This is a genomic window from Fibrobacter sp., from assembly GCF_045112255.1.
Lineage (GTDB): Bacteria > Fibrobacterota > Fibrobacteria > Fibrobacterales > Fibrobacteraceae > Fibrobacter.
In genome coordinates this window covers 1-21,378 of record NZ_JBGUHR010000008.1, presented here as the reverse complement: position 1 = coordinate 21,378, position 21,378 = coordinate 1, and the positions used below count along the sequence as shown (strand labels likewise).

The window sequence follows — 21,378 nt, the reverse complement described above, 5'->3', positions numbered from 1 at the left end:
GCTCCCTGCAATCCAACCTGTGTCATAAGCGCCAGCCAGCATGATCTCATACCATACATAGCCGTCCTTCTTGACCTTGCGGCCTGTCGTGTAGACCTGTGTGCCGTTCGGGATTGTGAAGAAAACCTTGGAGTTAAGGCCTGGCTCTTTGCGGCAGTTTGCGTAAGAAACTGAATCATTATGTACTGTATGTGTCTCATATCCGCCTGCTACGTTCTCAAGTGCTGCAACATTGATCTTATTCATATCTGTCATGGTTTTAAACTCCTTTATTTATCTATAATTTTGTGATTTTCCTTTTTAGCGGGCTTTCTCTTTTGCCCTGACATTTATATATACGAGGGAACTCTTGGGAGGACTAAAAGAATTTGCCAAAGTTAATTAGAGAGTTAATTAGAGATTTTCCATATTATAAATTGACGCCATTAAATAGGAGCGCCTCGGCATTCTTGCCGCGTCTCTCACTTCCTGTCCCGATACTGCTGCGGTGTCTGTCCCCTGTACTTCTTAAAGACCTGCGTGAAATAGCTCTGCGAAGGATAGTTCAAATACATCGTGATCGCGGAGAGCGAATAGTCTGTATGACGGAGCATGTATTCTGCCTCGCGCAGCTTCTCGCGGTGGATGTAATCGGGGATGCTCATGCCGAGTTCTTTCCTGAAACGCAGGGATAAGCTGCGGCCGCACAGATTGCAGTGTCTTGACAGATCTTCAAGACCGACAGGCTCGTGCAGGTGGACAGAGATATAGGTAAGACATTTTTCAATCAGGGGGGACACTGTCGGCATCTTCTGTGCCTCCCTCACCTTACCGCACAGATCCATCAGCATGGTAAAAGTCAGATTTTGAAGGAGCGGAATCTCTGTCAAAAGGTCCGCACGCTGACAATAGAGATCACTAAGGTTAAAGGCCGTTTCCACGGCGAGACCACCTCGGATTGCAGCGCGGGAGACCAGAGTGGCAAGGCAGACAAAGGCATATTTCTGCTGTCGGAGTTCGTTCTGGGACATCCTTCCGACCCTGCCCGGAACCGGCATGAACAGAGTGCGTTCAAGAAGCGCCCGGTCTCCGGTCTCCACAGCCCTTGTAAGTGATTCCTCAAAATCCAGCGGCACATGGAACGCCGATTCCTCGCGCTGACGGAAAATAGACTGGTCCAGCAATGAAGCACCCAGCTTTCTGGTGGAGACGTTATCCACAAAAAGGATATTCTCGGGAAGGACCTCCGTGCCCAGCTGGTTCGTTATCAGACAGATCAGGTCTTTCAATTCTTCCAGAGTAACCAAAGGCTGTTGGAGAATTCTTTCACAAAACACCTCCAGATAGAGCGGATGGATCGCCTCGCTGACCGTCCTCAGGACAACCTCCCTCGAATGCCGGTAGGGACTCACAAGACCGATCAGCACATAGAGATCCTCGCGCACTTCCATGATCCCCAATAAAAAACCCGGTTCCAGAAAGTGGATGATCGGATGCAGCGCATCTCTGTTTCCCCGTCTGAAAGCTTCTATAGCCGCAGAGCTGGAGGGAATCAGGACAACGTCTTCTTCCGTATGCGGCCATGCCTGAATCAGTCTGCCGCCTCCGTCAAGAAGGGAGAGCGGAATGTCTGTTACATTGTAGAAACGTTCGAGTGTTTTTTTGATTTCCTGCATTGTTTTCCCCAATCCCTTAAGCCGATTCACGCGGGCACTATCCTCCCGGAAGCCTTTAAATTGCGATCCGCCGGAGGCGGGGTCCGGAGCACAGGCTTAAACCCATGTTGAAGATTGAATCTGACATAATCATATCAGAAAAACGACATCATAATCAATAATTTTATATATAGGCAAATGCTCCCCTGTTATACTGCAATCAAATAACAGAAATCCCAGGAAATAATAGGAGGAGGATGATTATGGCAAAGAAAGAACTCGGACTCGACAGCATGGGTATCCAGAAAACAATGCGTCTTCCGGACTATCTCAGCGATGGTATCGGTCAGCTCCCGCTGAACATCATGTCAACTTTGGTAGGCCAGCTCACGTATTTCTACACTGAAAAAGTCGGCCTTGCGGCCGGCGCGGTCGCGACCATGCTTCTGGTCGCAAAAATTGTGGATGCTTTTTCCGACCTTATTATGGGCAAGGTCATGGACAAGGTCAATTCCCCCAAAGGCAAGTGCCGCCCCTGGTTCCTCTGGATGCTGGCACCGACGATGGCAATTATCGTGCTGCTGTTTACCGTACCACATGCAGGCAGCGGCGTGCAGATGGCGTATGTTCTCATAACCAATATCCTGATTTCAGCCGTCATTTATACCGCCGTCGCCATCCCCTACACATCGATCATGGCTCTGCGCACAGAGAGTGTGGAGGAGCGGGCCAAGATGGGAATCGCGCGTATGATTTTCGGCTATCTCATCGGAATGGTCATCGCGGTCATGCTGATTCCCATCACCAACATGCTGGGTCCCGGCGGCGTTGCGGATCAGGCAGCCTGGATCAAGGTAGCGGTCGTATTCTCCATCCTCTCCGGTCTTGCGCTGTTCATTCTCTACCGCACAGCTAAAGAGAATGTCGACGTACAGACGCTCCAGAAGACCGAGAAGGAGGACTCCTTCCTTGATGAACTTAAGCTCCTGTTCCGGAATAAGTACTGGGTCATCATGCTTATCGCCAACCTGTTCGTCAATATCTCTTTCGGTCTCAGCTCCTCAGGCGGAACCTATTATGCCAAGTACATCCTCGGCAACGATAACCTTGTTGCCCTGCTGGGTGCCATCGGCCTTATTCCCACATTCGTCGGCTTTATCCTGGTCGGTCCGCTGACCAATAAGTTCGGCATGGCGAAGACCTGCCTGATCGGCAGCGTCATCGGCGCGGCAGCCTGCATCGTCCGTGTGTTCACTCCTTACAGCTTTTACTCCTGCATCATCGGAGGCGCATTCCAGACATTCGCGGTCATGCCCATGATGTGCGTCAGCGCGGCGATGGTCAACAACTGTGTGGAGTATAATGAATGGAAGTTCGGCAAGCGCCTCCTCGGCATGAGCAACAGCGCAAGCTCCTTCGGCGGCAAGGTCGGTTCCGGTATCGGCGGATCGCTGATCGGCTGGCTCCTAGCATTTGCCGGCTATCAGTCCGCTGCGGCTTCCCAGCCGGCGTCCGTCAATACGGCGATCTTTACATTTGCCATCTATATTCCGCTGGTCCTGTTTGTTGCCATGGGCATCCTGTTCACCAAGTATGACCTGGAGAAGATCTATCCGCAGATCGTGGAAGAGATCCGTGCCCGCAGAGCGGAAAAAGACATGACAGAGTAAAAAACAGTTAAGCTACAAATGACTTGTGAGCCGGACAAGACCTGCAGGGCGGAGTACGCCCTGCGGGCTTTCCGAAAGGAGGTACGAATGCTGAATCTTTATGACCTTACGATTGAATACAAGACAGAGCCGATCGGGCTGGATGAGCTGCAGCCCCGATTCAGCTGGAAGCTGAAAAGCGACCGGAACGATACATGGCAGAGTGCCTACCGCATCACCGTATCGCACAGCGAGGTGATCTGGGATACCGGACGTGTGGAGAACAGTCAGAGTGTCCTCATTGAATATATGGGTGAAGTATTGGAAGCGCGTACCGCTTACACCTGGAATGTAACGGTGTGGGATAACCACGGAGAAAGCGCTTCCGCTTCAGCCGTATTTGAGACTGGCCTGCTTAGCGGCACCGCTTTCGATGGCAATGCCCGCTGGATTACCCACGGATTTGAAAAAGATGACACTGTCAGCCCCGTTTTTATTAGACATTTCACGGCTCCCGCCGTTCCCGTCAGGGCAAGGCTCTATGCAACTGCCCTTGGCCTTTACGAAGTGGAAGTGAACGGCGTGAAAGTGGATGATACGTACTTTGCTCCCGGCTGGACCAGCTATCATAAGCGCCTCCAGTACCAGACCTATTCGGTGGAGAACCTCAGGGAAGGGGAAAACGAGCTGCGATTCACGCTTGGAAAGGGTTGGTATGCCGGTGCCCTTGGATTTACTCCCACGCCGAACCACTACGGTGACACCACAGCGCTCCTTTCCATGCTGATCCTGACGTATGCGGATGGTACGGAGCAGGTCATCGGCACGGATGAAGACTGGACGGTTTCCTCCGGTGTGATTCGCTTCTCAGAGCTTTATGACGGGGAGACCCAGGACTGGACACTTCCGGAAACATCAATCGGCAAAGCGACTGTCTTCGAGCATGGTCTCGAGTCGCTCACAGCCCAGGAAAATGAGCCGGTGCGTTGCCTCATCAAGCTCCCGGTTTCCCGTGAATTCACCGCTCCGAACGGAGATCACCTCTTCGATTTTTCACAGAATCTGACCGGATGGACAGAGGTAAAGATCACCGGAAGACCCGGACAGAAGCTTGTGCTGCGTCATGCAGAGAGTCTTGATGAAAACGGTAATTTTTATACCGGCAATTTGAGCTTTGCAAAAGCCACGGATACCTATTTTTTAAACGGAGAGGAACAGATCCTGCGGCCTCATTTTACTTTCCACGGTTTCCGCTATGTCTGCCTTGAAGGATTGGAAGAAGGACAGCAGATCTCCCTTACCGCCTGCCACCTCGCGAGCGACCTGAAATCAGCAGGGAGCTTTACCTGCTCCGATGAGCGGGTGAACCGCCTGCAGCAGAATATCGTCTGGGGACAGCGGGACAACTACCTTGACGTGCCCACCGACTGCCCGCAGCGCAGCGAGCGTCTCGGCTGGACCGGTGACGCGACCGCCTACACGCCCACAGCGGTATTTCATCAGAATATCATGCCGTTTATGCGCAAATGGCTTCGTGACCTTGCCGCAGACCAGAATCCGGAGACGGGCATGGCGCAGGTGGTGCCGGACGTCCTTTCCGACGGTGCGACCGGCGGACAGAACGGTTCCGCTTACTGGGGCGATGCCGCGACAGTAGTTCCGTGGACACTCTATGAGACCTATGGGGACAAGCGGGTGCTTGCCGAACAGTACGATAGCATGAAGATCTGGACGGAATATGTCCGCCGCCAGTGCGGTGAGAACGGTCTGTGGCAGACCGGCTTTCAGTACGGCGACTGGCTGGGTCTCGATGCGGAGGTGAACGGTCTCGGTGACGAGCGCAAGGGAGCGACCGATGATTATTTTGTGGCAAATGCCTGCTATCTCTGGACACTGCAGATCATGGCGGACAGCGCCGCGGTCCTTGGGTTTAAGGAAGATGAGATCCTTTACCGCGAGCTTCGGGAGAAGGTGCTTGCCGCTTTCCGCAGGGAATACGTGACCCTGACCGGCCGTCTCGTGAGCGAGACTCAGACAGCCATGACGCTGGCCCTCTATTTTGATCTGGTAGAAGAACAGTTCAAGGAGGATATTGCTGCCCGTCTGGAACAGAATATTGCAGCCCACAAGACACATTTGACTACAGGCTTTATCGGTACTCCGTACCTCTGCCTTGCCCTGAGCGACAACGGAAAACATGCGGTCGCCGGCAAGCTTCTTCTGCAGGAGGAGAATCCCGGCTGGCTCTATGAAGTGAAGATGGGAGCCACCACGATCTGGGAGCGTTGGAACTCCATTCTCCCCGACGGAAGCTTTAACCCCGCCAATATGAACAGCCTCAACCACTATGCGTACGGCGCGATCGGTTCCTGGCTTTACACTCGCCTTAGCGGACTGCGCCGCCTTGAGCCCGGCTACAGAAAGTTCGCTGTTGCTCCCGGTTTTATCAAGGGGATCACCCGGGCAGAATTGTCTTATGAAAGTGTCTATGGTACGATTGAGACAGCCTGGAAATGCGAAAACGGTAAGATCACGGTGGATCTCACGGTGCCCGTGGGGACGACCGCCCTGCTGACTCTGCCCGAGAAAGACGAGACACTGGAGCTTAGCAGCGGCAGCTATCACTACGAATATGAAACGGCGACCCGCCTCGAGCAGGATCGCTACACGATGGAGACACTGCTTCGCGTGATGCTTCAGCACCCGGCCGCCCAGCCCATCATCAGGCAGTATATGCCGGATATGCTGGACAACCCGATGATCCAGTACGTGATGGAAGAACCCATCTCCTCGCTCCTTGCATATGCGGCGGAGGCAAAACCGCTGTATGAAATGATTCTGAAGGTGATGAACGAATCGGGGATCTGATCCGAGATGAAAAGCCCTTGGCACAAAGAACGCCGGGGCGTTCCTGAAGGGAGGAAACTATGGATAACAAAATCAAGAAAATCCTTGCCAAAATGACACTGGAGGACAAGATCTCCCTCTGCAACGGGGCTGATTTCTGGCACAGCAAGGCTATGAAGAAGTACGGGATCCCCTCGTTCATGATGTCCGACGGCCCCCACGGACTGCGCGTCCAGAAGGGAGATGCGGATATGCTGGGCGTCAACAAGTCGGAGCCGGCTACCTGTTTTCCCACTGCGGTCACCGGCGGTGCGACCTGGGACACGGAACTTATCCGTGCGGAAGGAAAAGCCATCGGTGAGGAGGGGCTCTCTCTCGGCACGAATGTGGTGCTGGGCCCCGGCGTGAATATAAAGCGTGATCCCAGATGCGGACGCAACTTTGAATATTTTTCCGAGGATCCGTTCGTGGCGGGACAGATGGGCGCCGCCTGGGTGGAAGGCGCACAGTCGACAGGAATCGGTACAAGTCTCAAGCATTTTGCCGCCAATAATCAGGAGTACAAACGCTTCAACGGCAACAGCCAGATGGATGAGCGCACGCTCCGCGAAATCTATCTGTCCGCTTTTGAGACAGTGGTCAAAAAAGCGCAGCCCTCCACCGTCATGTGTGCTTATCCGATGCTGAACGGCGTACACTGCAGTGACAATAAAATGCTGTTAAATGACATTCTGCGAGAGGAATGGGGATTTGAAGGACTGGTCGTCACCGATTGGGGTGCGCTCTGCGACCGCGTTAAGGCGATGGAAGCAGGCTGCGACCTCTCCATGCCGGGCGGAAGCGATTATATGGAAGACCGGGTAGCCGCGGCTGTTCGGGAAGGGAAACTCCCTGAGAGCGCGGTGGACGCATGTGCGGCGCGTGTGATCCGTGTTGCTCTCCTTGCGCAGGAGCAGGAGCTCGACAAGACGTTTGATGTCGAGGCGCACAGTGCTGTGGCGCAGAAGGTCGCGGAAGGCGGCGCTGTGCTGCTCAAAAATGAAGACGGTATTCTGCCTCTGAAAACAGAGGAAATCGTACTGATCGGTGACATGGCGAAGAATATGCGCTATCAGGGCTCGGGCTCCAGCCACATCAATCCCACAAAGCTCACGAGCGTCGTTGATGCCTTTCCGGGTATTCCGTTCGTGGCATGCTGCGATGATAAGGGCGAGGTCACGGACTTCAGCCTCTCGAAAGCAGTGAAAGCAGCCCGGGACGCGAAGATCGCCGTTGTCTGCGCCGGACTTCCGGATCTCTATGAGTCGGAAGGATTTGACAGGGAGAATCTACGAATGCCTGAAGGCCATGTGCGTATGATCGAAGCAGTGGCAGAAGCAAATCCCAACACGGTCGTCGTCCTGTTCTGCGGCTGTGCGGTGGAACTTCCCTGGATCGACAAGGTAAAGGCTGTTCTGTATATGGGCCTGCCCGGACAGGCAGGTGGATTGGCGGTAGCCAACCTTCTGACCGGTAAGGTCACTCCCAGCGGCAAGCTGACGGAGACCTGGCCGCTTCGACTTAGCTATGTGCCGTCCCGGGATACTTTTGGTAAGAAATATACACACTACAGCGAAGGCATTTATGTGGGATATCGCTATTACCAGAAAGCAGGCGCGCCTGTGCGTTTCCCCTTCGGATATGGACTCAGCTATACCTCTTTCGCCTATGACAGTCTGAAGATTGAAGATCGCCGCGTCATGGCGACAGTCACCAACACCGGCATTGTTCCGGGAGCGGAAATTGTGCAGCTCTATGTGGCTGCTCCGCAGGATGGCCTGTATCGTCCCGTCCGCGAACTGAAGGGCTTTGTCAAAATATTCCTGGAGCCAGGAGAGAGCCGCGAAGTCGTATATGACCTCGATGACCGCAGTTTCGCTGTCTGGGCGAACGGCTGGAAAGTGCCCGGCGGCACGTATACAGTCGAACTGGGCGCTTCTTCGGCAGATATCCGTCTTTGCGGTGAACTTTCTGTTCAGGGAGAAGAGATTTCCGTGCCCGCATGGCAGAAAGGCAGCTGGTATGAGACTCCCTATGGCCTGCCCACCGACGAAGACTTCGAGGTGCTCTTCAACGGTTCCATCCAGCCGGAACCGGTAATCAAAAGGGGCAGCTTTACTATGGAGATGTCCTGCATGGAGATGAAGGATGTCTCTCCCATAATGAACAGTATGTTCAAGTCGACAGAAAAGACTATTGCCCAGGGATTCGGCGGAAAAGTTGATTACAGCAGCCCGACCTTTAAGATGATGGTGATGTCCGGCGCGGATTCTCCGCTCCGTGCTATGGTGCTCTCAAGCGGCGGAGCACTTCCGGCGAACGTCGCGGAAGGCATGGTTGCTCTGGCCAACGGTCATCCGATCGCAGGGCTGCAGAGTCTCGGCGGCAAGCCCAGGAAAGAGGCGGATACCGATGCTGATACAGAAAAGAAAGGGGGCAAACTGCCGGATCTGAAGTCGGTGAAGCTCCCTGATCCCAAATCGATCAAATTGCCGAAAAGAAAGAGGAGATCAAAAATATAAGCCTTCCTTAACACAGGATTCTCGTGACTTCAGTCATGAGAGGAATGTGCAAAACAAACGAGGCTGGACTATATTTAAACTCAGTGATTACCTTGAATTTAATTCGGCGCGACGAGTTAGAATTGGAGAGTGTAAAATCAAGTGTGTAAGTTATGAATAGCCATAGCTTACGCACTTTATTTATATCATAAAGTGCGGTACATTAACAGAAAGGAATGGAAAGGAAATGAGTACAGCACTTATGGCACCAAGAAAAAACAAACGCAACGAAGCAGGCAGAGCCATTGCTCAGGCTATCCTCGAACAGTATCAACCGCAGAATGCGGAAGAGATGCAAGATGCCCTGAGAGATATCTTCGGACCTATGTTTGAAGCCATGCTTCAGGGGGAAATGGATGGGCATCTCGGATATGGGGCTAACGATCACGGACCCAAGAGCACCACTAACCGCAGGAATGGTTATAACAGCAAGACCCTCAAGACGACAATGGGCGAGGTAGAGATCCAGGCTCCGAGAGACAGAGACGGTTCATTCGATCCCCAGATCATCCCTAAAAGAACGACAGATGTCAGCGGCATCGAGGACAAGGTACTGACTATGTATGCCAAAGGCATGAGCCAGAGGGATATTGCTGATACAATAGAGGAAATATACGGATTTAAGATCTCCCATGATATGATCTCAACCATAACAGATCGTGTAATAGAAACTGCACAGGAATGGCAGAACAGACCGCTCAGGAAATTCTACACATTCGTTTTCGTTGACTGCCTGTATGTCAATATCCGCAAGGAGATGGAGACTAAGAGCTGTGCAGTGTATGTCATACTTGGCTACGATGTCAACGGCATAAAGGATATCCTGGGCATCTGGATCGGTGATGCTGAAGGCAAGCATTATTGGATGCAGATATTCGATGAGATCAAGGCAAGAGGTGTTGAAGACATACTGTTCATTAGTATGGACGGCGTGTCCGGACTGGAAGAAGGAGCAAAGTCCATCTTCAAGGACGTTGTTGTGCAGCGCTGCATAGTTCACCTGATCCGAAACTCCATAAAATACATACCATCGAAGGATTATAAGGCATTTACATCCCAGCTCAAGAAAGTCTATGGCGCACCAAGCCTCAAAGCTGCCGAGGCAGAGTTCGAAAGATTCAAGCAGGCATGGGGTCAGTACCCTGGCGCAGTCGATGTCTGGGTCCGTAACTGGCAGCATGTAGAACGGCTGTTCAATTACGGCAGCGCCGTCAGAAAGGTTATGTACACGACTAATGCCATAGAAGCCGTCAATTCGAGCTTTCGCAAAGTGACAAAGAAGGGATCCTTTCCAAGCGAGGATGCTGTGATGAAGGCGCTTTATCTTAGGGTCACAGAATTATACAAGAAATGGAAAGGCAGACCTGTTTCGAACTGGGCAATGGTAAGGAACCAGCTTTCCATGGACGAAAAGATGCAGAAGCGTATCCTGAAATACGAGAACTTCTAAACTATAGGTACATACCTATATAGGTAATCACCTATCTTTGAGTACATCACATTCAGGAGGGGACGTCACATGTATAATTTCGGGATAACATCAGAGAGCCAGATCAGGGCTCAGGCCAAATATGACAAGGAAAACACCGTAAGATTTTCAATGAAGCTGAATGTCCATACAGATCAAGACATAATCCGGTGGCTTTGGAGGCAACAATCAAAGCAAGGTTCGATCAAGCGGCTGATCCGTGAGGATATTGACCGAAACAGCTAACTGGTCAGGCCGTGGACTTGTGGATAACCGGCGCGGGGCCATTAATAAGTACATGGACAGCACGTTGACAGCAAAGCTGCCAACATCCTGCCCACCCACTTATTAACAGCCCCGCCTGGAAGCTGGTTTCCCACAATTCCACAGCCTCTACTACGACTACTATCCTATATCAATAATGAGAATGATGACAGACAGGGGGATATGGCATCGTAAAAGGCGACCTTACAATCGCCTTGACAACTAAATTTTAAAATAACTTACACACTTTACTTGACACACCCGGATTTCTCCGCTTCTTAGATCCAAAATATCATTCTGTAGGGTTGACAGCCTTTGACATTCTAAAAGGTAAGTGGTAAGTTTGGACTTGTCATAATTCCCATATTGACAAAGAAAAAAGAACCGATGGCCTGGGAGGGTCTTCGGTTCTTTTACTATGTTAATCTATATTGTCCATATTGAGCAGTTCTTTTTCTATTCTATCGTAGTCGTAGTCACGCTGCTCAAAATTATAAAAAGTTCCTTTCTTTTTTCCAGAGTCTTTATTCCACTTCTTACTACTCTTTTTCTCGATTTTTTCATTCAAAGAACCAGCATCATCCTTACTGTTTTTAGAATTCTCCTTTGCAAACGTGAACTTATAGCCAGTAACCGGATTACCCCGACGTTTTTCTTTCTTGGCTTCAAACTTTAAACCTTTAAAGCAAGGACTTAATTCTTTGAGTGCAGGTTTTAATACTTTTTCGCGAATATCCCTCAGATCATATGATTCTGGAATATCCATCTTGTTACGAAGATCTTGCAAGGTAATCTGGAATTCACCCGTAGACCTGAATTGCTTTAAAAGTCGATAAAGCTGCTTAGAGTATCTTCCATTTAATCGTATGAATTCCGAAAGCTCAAAACGAGTGAAATTCTTATCAAGCGCATTTAATACAAACCGAAAATCTGGATTGACCTGAATGGTCAATGTCTTTTCTTTTTTCTTGATCCAGAATGTCGTAAAAAGGACAAACTGGATTACATCTGATTCATTCTCCAAGGTACAAGCAATTTTTGACAATTTAATGTTGGTTTCTTTTAGCGATTTTATCAGCTCTTCATTGCTGCTCCTACTATACTCGGATAATTCTCTAATTTCATCAAATGAGAGGCTGACAATATTCAGTTCCTGATTTTTCATTTTTGAGCATATTGTCATCAATAAGTCTAACTCAACAGCAGTAAAACTAGATAACGCCAGTTGGTTAAGGTAGTTGTCATATTTGACAATTAATTCAGACATGCTAAAAAGACTCACTTTCTCCCCTCATCTTTCTTTTAATTAATTGAAACTATTTTTTTGGCTTCCCAACATATCATAACATTTTAAAGGGGAAATTGCAATAAGATGTTCCCCTTTAAATTATTTATCCGATAGGGAAAAACTTCCCCCATAAGCGGAAAAACTTCCCCCATAAAGCGGAAAAACTTCCCCCATAAAGTCCGGAAACCCGCATAAAATCAATTAAAATCGGCACCCTAAAAGATTTTAAAAAAGATTATTAAAAGATATATAAAAGGGGCGCAAAGCGCCCTTCCTCTCTCTAATAAAAATTTTTTTATAATACATAAATCGTTCAATAAATTAAAATACCGTTTTTTGTCGCAGAATGAAAAAGTCATTCGGCTATAAAAAATGGTTTTAAAAATCCAATTTTGTCGCTACTATACAAAATAATTGACGTAGATCGGTGAAAGTGCTATCATGATTATGTAATGAATATCGAAAAATGAAGGTGGCGGAGTCTAAGGTAGACCCCGCTTTTTCTTTTTAAAAATTCCCCCCAAAAAAATAAGGCAAGCTATATTATATATGGCTTCTAAAAAATATTGTTCCGCTCAATAACATTGAGCGACTAAAAAGACGCGCCGATAGGAGCGTCTTTTTGAATTCTTCAATGTAATCGCGGACCAGCTGATCGGCACGGCGGTCGTTTTTGCGAGTATTAATTAAATGCCGATTGATTATAAATTCATCCAGCGAGAGGACAGCTGGAGCGAGCAGTGGTCGTTTAGATTGGCCATTGAATCTGGATTATCCGGATTCATAGCTCGACCCGCAAGTGCAGGGTTAGTTCTCCAATCATCAAAGAGGATGATTGTAAGCAACAATGACTGGCCCCAGTCATTGTGAAGCAATAAAGGGGCAGGTGGGAGCGACCGGATAACAGCTCTTTTAGTCAATTCTGATGAATTGACTCGGTCAAGGATGACTAAGCCTCACTTGACTCATTGGTCCAATTGGACCACTTCGGTTGGGCTTTAATAGCCCGCCGTCAAATCTATCCGCTTATGGATAGAGGGTTGAATATAATTGCATAGTGAGGTCCTGCGAGGACAGCAGGATTTATTTTTACTAGTAACTGTCCGTGTCCGCATTCATGAATTTCTGCCAAAGGGCGAAGTGCGCCCATTGGCAGAAATTCATGAATGCGGACACGAGGGGTTAGGACATGGCGGATACCATGGATTAGATAAGGGCCGGCAAGGCGTAACGAGCGACGTAGAGGAGCGAGTGAGACGTAGCCAGCCCGTTACTAAGCGCTCGACGTAGAGGAGAGCGCATGAAATATATCCGCGCCTGTAGGCGCGGTCTAAAGAAAGAAGGTGAGACAATGGGCAAGCTGAATCTCGCAGAGCAGCTTCGACAATCAATCAAATTTAAACCCGGGACAAAAAAAAGAGAAACCAAGGCTAACATTCGGGCTTCGCAGAAGGCGGCTGGACTCGATCCGAAGAAGACGCAGGATTGGCACGTCTACTCCTTTAGCGATACAAAGGCTCTTTACCAGATGGCATCTCAATTTGGTCGTTTCGCACAACATGAACTAGGCGTGAGGAAGGCTCGAGATCTTCGAATGGAGCACGCCAAAGCATTCCTAGAGGATCGCCGACAGGCCGGATGCACGAAGTCAACTCTAGATACTTACGCCAACACCTTGAAACATCTGTCAAAATGCGTGAACCACAACTACCAATCTGCCAACCTTGACTTCTCAGAGCTCAAGGCTCCAGATGCGCCGCAGGCGCCCAAACGAGAGCAGATGACGCAAGAACAGTACGTTGCCGTCTTAAACTGCATGCCGCAATCAAAGTCGAAGGACGCTATCCGTCTCGCCCGGAGCTTTGCCCCGAGGGATGGATCGATACTTGTATTCGAAGTGAGGGACGTTGACCTTGAACGAAATCTTTTTACGGTTTACAGAGATAAAGGGGGAAGAACGAGGAAACTTCCCATCGAGACAGAAGAGCAACGGGAGCTCCTGACACGGTTGATCGCTGGGAAGGGACCACGCGACAAGCTCATTACTCTGAAACCTGGAAGTGCTGATAAGTCGCTCCGCCGGGCGATGGAGCGCTCAGGGGTCTGCCAGAACCTGCTCAAAGAGAAGACCGGCATACACTCAATCCGAAAGTTGGTGGCACAAGAACGCTATGACCAGCTTAAGGAAGCCGGTCTGTCAAAGAAAGAAGCAGCGGGAGACGTGTCGGAATATCTTGGACACGGACGCGACCGAAAAGACATACGCGACACCTACATTGCGAAGGAGTAATGATATGACCGAACAAACTAAAAAACAGATTCGAAAATACAAATACGACCACAACCTTAAACAGTCGGAGCATGGTCTGATGGTCGTTGACTACAGACTTAAAAAGGAGTATCTGGTAGGCTGTGACTACGCCAACGCATATATAACAGTGTCTGTACCGTTCTATGATGCGTCACTCAGAGAGCTGTCTGGATGGCTGCAAGAATCCTTTCCTGGTCTTGAGAGAGTTGATGATGTCTGCAATATTCAAGTACAAGGACAGAAAATGGAGCTGTACCAAACGGCGCATGGGAGAGCTGATAAGAACGGAAATGCTCCGCTGATTCTTACGTTCAGGATCCTGAATCGCAGCTCTTTCAGAGGTTTTGAAGATCTCAGCATGGAAAGCATGCAAAAGCTCTTTGACGAGGCTTACGGACTACAGGCTCAGACTGATGACGAGGAAGATACCTCTGACGCTTCACCGGCGGCCATCGTTCTGTGAACGTGGCAGCGGTGAAGCATACAGGGGGTGTAGGGGGGTGTATCCCCCCGCATTGACCTTGAAAAATCCCTCATAAAAACATACAATGGTTTTGTGAACGGTTTACTTAACGGGGTTCAGCCGAAGCCTGAAAAACCGCATAAAATCAACAAAAAATATTTACGAGGGGTTTAAAATGACGATAAAAGAGTATGCGACAGCGCGAGGGAAGACCATACAGGCGGTGTACCAGGCAATGAGGCGAAAGGTCAACGCGGAGGCGCTTGTCGGGCATACGTACACGACCCAGATACGGGGAAAGAACGTCCTCTGCCTAGACGATGAAGCGGTCAAGATTCTTGATAAGGGAGCGATGCAGACTGCGACTGTTGTCGAGAAGGCTACAGATGAAATGCTCATCGCCAAGTACGCTGCTGAACTAGAAGCCGAAAGAAAGCGTGCGGATGCCTTGCAGGCAGAGCTTAACGAAGCGAACCGACAGCTCCGGCAGACGCTCCCGCTGATCGGGACCGCCGAGGTTCAGCAGAAGCGCCTTGAGGAGTCAGAGGAGCGGACGCAGGAGCTAGAGGCGGCGCTTGCGAGTGAGAAAGAAGCAGGGGAAGCCGCCGAGAAGCGTGCTCTGGAAGCAGAACATCGCGCGGATCTGGCGGAGCAGGCTGCGGGATATGAAAAAAGCAGGGCTGATTCGGCAGAAGCGAAAGTACAAGAATTCAACAGTCTTGGATTTTGGCAAAGATTGTTTTGGAAAGGATAAAAAGTAGAAAGAGAGGGCGAAGGAGAATGTCGAAAATTTTATACCGCGTTGTGTGGGAAAATCTAAAGACAGCGGAACGAGGGGAGCGTAAATTTAAATGTTACATGGGTGGCTGGAAAGAACAGTTCGAACACCTTTACCCGGCAGATCAGGGCTACATATGGCTGGAAGCGTGGAACGAGGACGAAAAAAGGCTGGTTGATTTTCAAGACCCTATTTACCCAGCTGATATTGAAGCGCAGAGACAGAAGGACTATGAGCGGAGAATGGGTATCTATGACTATGATGACGAAATCCAATAAAAATGGATTCTATGTCAAAAGTGAGAAAAAACCGGAGGGATGTAACCCTCCGGTTCTCTTACAATTTTTTAGGAATTATTTTTGTGTCTTAGACGGCCTTCTCGACCAAGACAAGATTATACCTACAACAGTAGGAATTATATTTTTGTCTTAGACACCATAGAACGCATGGTTTTTCTGTTCCCTACCTACAACAGTAGGAATTATATTTTTGTCTTAGACCCTTATATTGTAACTGTTCACAATATCATTATATCAAAGAGAATATATGTTTGCAACTGTGACCATAACTTAACAGCACTGACACCGAATCTATTAGTATTAAAATAAACCTTTAACCAAGATATACCAAAATTTAATCTGGATAAACGACCGTCATCTGCACTATAATATACCAAGATAAACGGTCGTTTTTTCTAAGATGCATTGTTCATTTTTTCATTATTGCAATTATGGCTATAATAACGATACCTACGGACAGTATGACCTCGACAGGTGTGGAGCTCATAAAAAACGGTTCGGCTGCGATGTGCGGTCCAAAGCCAAAGAATCCTAGTATACCAAATACAGCCGAAACCACACTTATAATTCTTAAAATCTTATCCTTCATAAATCTCCCCCTTAGAGTCAAAAATTTGCGTCTCTATATAGTATGACTCGCTCTTACACTTAAAAATCCGGAGTGATTTGGCTTTGTTCATTACAATCAATTAGTAACTTATAGTTATTCTATAAGAAAAAAGTGATAATTTCTGATGGAGAATAGATATGGTATACGGCTACTGCAGAATCAGCACCAAGAAGCAGAATATCGAACGGCAGGAGAGGAACATCAAGGCCGCATATCCGGACGCGGTGGTCGTCCGGGAAGTCTACACCGGAACGCGCTCAGACCGCCCAGAATGGGCTAAAATAGCGCGTCAGGTGGAGTCTGGGCACGTAGACAGGATTGTCTTTGATTCCGTCTCCAGAATGTCTAGGAACGCCACCGAGGGCTTTGAATTGTATCAGTGGCTGTTTGGAAAAGGGGTTGCTCTGAACTTCTTGAAAGAGCCTCAGATTGACACGGAGACTTATCAGGCAGCTCTGGACAACAGGATCAGCGTTGCCAAGACGGGTGATGCTGCAACAGACGAGCTGATGGACGGTATAACGGATGCCCTGAACAGATATATCCTTCGTCTGGCAGAGAAGCAGATCCAACTCGCTTTTGAGCAGTCTGAGAAGGAAGTGCAGGATTTGCACCAGAGGACCAGAGAGGGAATCGAGACAGCGCGGCTGCAGGGAAAGCCGATTGGTCGGCAGAAAGGACGCAGATATCGCACCAAGAAGGAGTTGGAAGCAAAGAAGTTAATCAGAAAGAACAGCAAGACCTTTGACGGGATGAATTCCGATGAAGAGGTCATGAGGATTGTTGGAATTAGCCGGAACACATATTATAAATACAAAAGAGAAATGCTTAATGAGGGGAGTATGCCATGACAGAAACAGAAGTATATTGATGTCTATCTGCCGGAGACAAGGGTCATGATTGAGCAGAAGGGCATATTTTCATTATAGCACTGCATAAAGGGGACAGAATTATAATACAAAGGAGCTATTATTATATGGCAAAGAAAGAAGTGAAAACAGATTTGTGGGTGGCATCCCAACTAAATGAATGCAAAATACCATTCAGTGCCCAAGGTAGTGACGTGAAAGAAATTGACGAAGCCCTGTCCTCCGCCTCCAAGCGAGGGACTGGCAAAGCTGGGTATCCCGAATATGTGTCTGTGGTGAATGGTTTCGTGTTGGTCGTTGAAGACAAGGCCGATACAGACAAGCACTGCAAGTACACGGATAGCGGTCTTATTGACACGGACACCAAGGCGGTCACCGATTATGCCGTGAACGGAGCGTACTTCTATGCGAAACATATCGCACAGAACAGCAATTTCAAAAAGGTTTTTGCTATTGGTGTTTCTGGTGATGTAAAACATCATAAGATCACACCAATCTATGTGGATGATCGGGAAGGTTATATAGAACTGGATCCTATTGAGTCATTTTCCATGTTTAGTAGTGAACATATCTATGAATACTATACACGGTTGGTTCTGAAAGAGGACACTCCAGAAGAGAAAACGACTGCCAAGATATTGCAGGACGCTGCAGAACTGCATGAATACCTGCGTACATACGGGTCATTGAAGGATCAGGACAAGCCGTTGGTTGTCTCTGGTATCCTTTTGGCACTGGATGAAATCAAGAGCGGTAGTTTCTCTTTAGACTCTCTGACCGGGGACGATATCGACACTGACGGCGACAAGATTTATGAAGCTATCAAGAAGCGTCTGCGGCGGTCAAATGTTGGTCCGGATGCCAAGCGTGATAAGTTGATGAGTGAGTTTGCTATCATCCGTACCAGCGCCCGGCTGAATACAGTGGATGACATTTTGGGGAAGACTCCTTTGAAGTATTACGCCGAGTTTCTGAAAGAGCGTGTCTTTGATTATATCAAAGCCAGGTCTTCTTCTGAGGACTTTATCGGTCGTTTTTACGGTGAGTTCATGAGTTACTCTGGCGGCGACGGACAGACGCTTGGCATCGTGCTGACACCTGCTCATATCTGCGAATTGTTCTGCGATCTGTTGGATGTTCAGCCGAATGATATTGTGCTGGATCCATGCTGTGGAACTGCTGGATTTTTGGTGGCAGCGATGCACCACATGATGGCTGCTGCGGACTCTGAGTCAACCAAAAAGAACATCCGCAAGAAGCAGTTGCACGGTTATGAAATCCAGTCCAACATGTTTGCTATTGCCTGCACGAACATGATTTTGCGTGACGATGGAAACAGTAACATTTGGTGTCAGGACTTCCTGAAACAGAACACAGCGCAGGTGCAGTTGAAGGGAGCCACGGTCGGCATGATGAACCCGCCATACTCACAGGGGACAAAGAAGGACCCGTCACAGTACGAGTTGTCTTTCGTGGAGCATCTGCTTGACTCATTGACGCTCGGAGCGCGAGCGGCGGTCATTGTTCCGCAGTCTTCCATGACTGGCAAGACGAAGGACGAGCAGAAGTTCAAAGAGTCTATCATGAAAAACCATACACTGGAAGGTGTGATCACCTGCAACACGGATACGTTCTATGGTGTCGGAACGAACCCCGTGATTGCTGTGTTCACCGCTCATGAGCCGCATCCGGCCGATAAGATCTGTAAGTTCATTGACTTCAGGGATGACGGATACGAGGTCAGGGCTCATGTAGGACTTGTTGAGGGTGACTCCGCCAAAGACAAGAAACAGCATCTTTTGGATGTTTGGTTCGGTCGTACAGAGGCACCGAGCAAGTTCTGTGTGGAGTCCACGGCGCAGGCCGATGATGAGTGGCTGCACAGTTTCTATTACTTTAACGATGAGATACCGACCGAGGCCGACTTTGAGAAGGCTATCGGGGATTATCTTTCGTTCGAGTTTTCTATGGTGATGCAGAACCGGGAATACCTGTTTACAGGGGGTGGCGTAGATGATGAGGCTTGACGATAGAGAATGGAAACCTTGCAGGTTGTCTTCCCTTGGAACGGTCGAGTCAGGGCGCGATATTTACGCTCTGGAACGTGTGGATGGTGATATTCCGTATATCACATCTGGGAGTCAGAACAACGGAATAGGCTATTTTGTGAATAGCAAAAATGATACTTACGATAAGGGCTATATTGCCTTTAATCGTAACGGAGCCGTCGGCCTTGCTTTCTATCATCCTTATTGGTCTGTGATGGGAAACGACTGCCGAAAGTTGCATTTGACAGATGCTGATGAAAATATTTATGTTGGCATATTTGTTGCCACTGCTATCTCAATGCAGAGCAAGTCATTCAGTTATAGTCGTAAACTTGGAACTGGTCGGGCAAACAAACTTCAAATCATGCTTCCTGTTACTGATGCCGGGGAGCCTGATTTTCAGTTCATGGAAGATTATGCCTGTGAATTGATGGCTGCCAAGAGAAAACAGTATCAGCAGTTTGTCGAGAAACGGTTAGAATCTCTTGAGCTAGATATGGCTAATATGACGGGGTACAGCAAGGCACCGAAATCCTGCCAGTGGAAGCCAGTTCCGATTGTAAGTCTTTTTGATAGATTTGAACCTGGCAAAGGTAAGGGGCTAAATCATTTAGAACAGTCCGAGCAAGGAATTACTTATATTGGAGCGACTAACCGTAACAATGGAGTTATGTGTTATGTGAAAGATAACGGCACAGCACGGAAGATGATGCAGGAAGGAAACTGCATTGGATTCATTAAGAACGGTGATGGCTCTGCCGGTTATGCAATTTATAAGCAAGAACCGTTTATATCTACAAGCGACGTGATTTATGGTTATGCGAAATGGCTGAACCCATATACGGGGTTATTCTTTGTTGCTGCGCAAGATATGATTGAACATAAATACAGCCACGGATATAAGCGTAACGCACAACACCTAAAAGGTGATCGCGTTATGCTTCCCGTAACGGATGACGGTCAGCCCGATTATGATTTCATGGAGTTATTCGGCAGGAAGATGATGTCGAACAAGTACCGTCAATATCTTTCGTTCTTATCATTGCCTGCTACGACGATATAAGATATTTATAGTTTAATAGGTGGTGCTATGCCGAGAAAGAAGAAAGACGGAATCGAATGTTAACAGAAAAATCCAATTAAAATGGATTTTTCGCTTCTTGGTCACAATTTGCCGCCGGCGTTCCAGGGCAGCACCGGCGGCAAAACTTATAGCGGAAGCGTACTCCAAAGAGGGCTTTAGAAGGGGTCTTAGGGTCTCCCTAACAAGATGCGTTTGTACTACAAATGCGTATCTTGCCATTCTGCAGAAATGCCATTTTGAGGGCAAGACCAACAAAAGAACAACATTTTGCCAACAAGAAAACAACAAAGAAACAACATAAAAACAACAAGGAATATATAACAAAACAACACGGAATATACAAAGAAACAACATAAACAACAAAGAAACAACAAAGAATATACAAGAAAACAACATGACCTATATTTTGCCAACAAAGAATATACAAGGAAACAACAAAGAATATACATAAAAACAACAAGACCAACAAAAAAACAACACGGGAAAATCCAATAAAAATGGATTCCTGAGGGCGGGTAGTACCAAAATACGGACTACCCGCCCGCGCTGATCAGAGCGAACGAAAATGAGAAAATCCAATTAAATTGGATTCCTGAGGGCTGAAAGGCCCTCTTTTTTTGCCCTCATACGTTCGCATACAGCGGTATCTTTACCGGCATACGTTCGCATACAGCGGGCGTTCTGGGTGCTTAACGTTCGTATGCTGCACTAGAATTGAAAATCAAACCGAACGTTAAAAAGACCGGAAAACCGCATAAAACGGGGACTTTTGGAAATTGCAACATGAACTAATGTAAGGGATGGTAGGAAACGGGCAAACAAACCGCGCAAGCAATGTAAACCGCTAGCAGTTTACTACTTTGCAAGCAGGGCATGAGTGCGCACACTTGCCAATTTGCTTGTTAGGGCAAAGCCCTAAAACCCAAAGAACCGGCAAGGCCGGGGCTGAATAAAAATCCAATTAAAATGGATTTCTGATTCTGTAAATAAAAACGGCGCGGCTCCGAAACGGAACCGCGCCGTAATTATCATCTTTTGAAAATTTCTCGGTATGACCCGAAGGATCAGAAACCAATCAGGCTCCCTGCAATCCAACCTGTGTCATAAGCGCCAGCCAGCATGATCTCATACCATACATAGCCGTCCTTCTTGACCTTGCGGCCTGT

15 protein-coding genes are annotated in these 21,378 nt (G+C 48.4%); 11 read left to right on the top strand and 4 right to left on the bottom strand.

Annotation, left to right across the window (positions count from 1 at the left end):
* Nucleotides 1-255: SH3 domain-containing protein (locus ACJMM9_RS00820; protein WP_405322974.1), on the bottom strand; the 255-nt coding region annotated here is incomplete at its 3' end.
* A 206-nt stretch (nt 256-461) separates the two neighbouring features.
* A complete protein-coding gene (locus ACJMM9_RS00815) occupies nt 462-1,655 on the bottom strand; it encodes a helix-turn-helix transcriptional regulator (protein WP_405322972.1) in 1,194 nt (397 codons plus the stop codon).
* Between the two features lie 242 nt (nt 1,656-1,897).
* Here ACJMM9_RS00815 and ACJMM9_RS00810 point away from each other — a divergent pair, with 242 nt between their 5' ends.
* The 4 genes from ACJMM9_RS00810 (at nt 1,898) to ACJMM9_RS00795 (ending at nt 10,180) form a co-directional block, all read left to right on the top strand.
* A complete protein-coding gene (locus tag ACJMM9_RS00810; protein ID WP_405322970.1) occupies nt 1,898-3,304 on the top strand; it encodes an MFS transporter in 1,407 nt (468 codons plus the stop codon).
* 87 nt (nt 3,305-3,391) lie between these two features.
* Nucleotides 3,392-6,151, top strand: a complete 2,760-nt coding sequence (locus ACJMM9_RS00805) for a family 78 glycoside hydrolase catalytic domain (RefSeq protein ID WP_405322968.1) — start codon at nt 3,392-3,394, stop codon at nt 6,149-6,151.
* Nucleotides 6,152-6,210: 59 nt separating this feature from the next.
* On the top strand, nt 6,211-8,691 hold the full coding sequence (locus ACJMM9_RS00800; protein ID WP_405322966.1) for a glycoside hydrolase family 3 C-terminal domain-containing protein: 2,481 nt from the start codon (nt 6,211-6,213) through the stop codon (nt 8,689-8,691).
* Between the two features lie 241 nt (nt 8,692-8,932).
* Nucleotides 8,933-10,180: an IS256 family transposase gene (locus ACJMM9_RS00795; protein WP_405322976.1), complete on the top strand. Its 1,248-nt coding sequence runs from the start codon at nt 8,933-8,935 to the stop codon at nt 10,178-10,180.
* A gap of 703 nt (nt 10,181-10,883) precedes the next feature.
* On the opposite strand, the gene ACJMM9_RS00790 is transcribed toward ACJMM9_RS00795, so the two are convergent.
* Nucleotides 10,884-11,729 carry a replication initiation protein gene (locus ACJMM9_RS00790; protein ID WP_405322964.1) on the bottom strand — a complete coding sequence of 282 codons (846 nt, stop codon included), beginning with the start codon at nt 11,727-11,729 and terminating at the stop codon, nt 10,884-10,886.
* 1,321 nt (nt 11,730-13,050) lie between these two features.
* Here ACJMM9_RS00790 and ACJMM9_RS00785 point away from each other — a divergent pair.
* The 4 genes from ACJMM9_RS00785 (at nt 13,051) to ACJMM9_RS00770 (ending at nt 15,580) form a co-directional block, all read left to right on the top strand.
* Nucleotides 13,051-14,040 (top strand): hypothetical protein, encoded by a 990-nt coding sequence (locus ACJMM9_RS00785; protein WP_405322963.1) that lies wholly within the window; start codon nt 13,051-13,053, stop codon nt 14,038-14,040.
* Nucleotides 14,041-14,044: 4 nt separating this feature from the next.
* Complete coding sequence (locus tag ACJMM9_RS00780) at nt 14,045-14,524, top strand: hypothetical protein (protein WP_405322961.1); 480 nt, start codon at nt 14,045-14,047, stop codon at nt 14,522-14,524.
* 175 nt (nt 14,525-14,699) lie between these two features.
* On the top strand, nt 14,700-15,278 hold the full coding sequence (locus ACJMM9_RS00775; protein WP_405322959.1) for a hypothetical protein: 579 nt from the start codon (nt 14,700-14,702) through the stop codon (nt 15,276-15,278).
* Nucleotides 15,279-15,304: 26 nt separating this feature from the next.
* Entirely contained in the window at nt 15,305-15,580 is a 276-nt protein-coding gene (locus ACJMM9_RS00770) for a hypothetical protein (protein WP_405322957.1), read from the top strand.
* 430 nt (nt 15,581-16,010) lie between these two features.
* On the opposite strand, the gene ACJMM9_RS00765 is transcribed toward ACJMM9_RS00770, so the two are convergent.
* On the bottom strand, nt 16,011-16,190 hold the full coding sequence (locus ACJMM9_RS00765; protein WP_405322956.1) for a hypothetical protein: 180 nt from the start codon (nt 16,188-16,190) through the stop codon (nt 16,011-16,013).
* Between the two features lie 158 nt (nt 16,191-16,348).
* Here ACJMM9_RS00765 and ACJMM9_RS00760 point away from each other — a divergent pair, with 158 nt between their 5' ends.
* From ACJMM9_RS00760 to ACJMM9_RS00750, 3 genes are all read left to right on the top strand, one after another.
* Complete coding sequence (locus ACJMM9_RS00760) at nt 16,349-17,062, top strand: recombinase family protein (RefSeq protein ID WP_405322955.1); 714 nt, start codon at nt 16,349-16,351, stop codon at nt 17,060-17,062.
* 125 nt (nt 17,063-17,187) lie between these two features.
* A complete protein-coding gene (locus ACJMM9_RS00755; protein ID WP_405322953.1) occupies nt 17,188-19,107 on the top strand; it encodes a class I SAM-dependent DNA methyltransferase in 1,920 nt (639 codons plus the stop codon).
* Nucleotides 19,094-20,191 (top strand): restriction endonuclease subunit S, encoded by a 1,098-nt coding sequence (locus tag ACJMM9_RS00750; RefSeq protein ID WP_405322951.1) that lies wholly within the window; start codon nt 19,094-19,096, stop codon nt 20,189-20,191. The genes ACJMM9_RS00755 and ACJMM9_RS00750 overlap by 14 nt, the downstream gene beginning before the upstream one ends.
* Nucleotides 20,192-21,378: the final 1,187 nt, after the last annotated feature.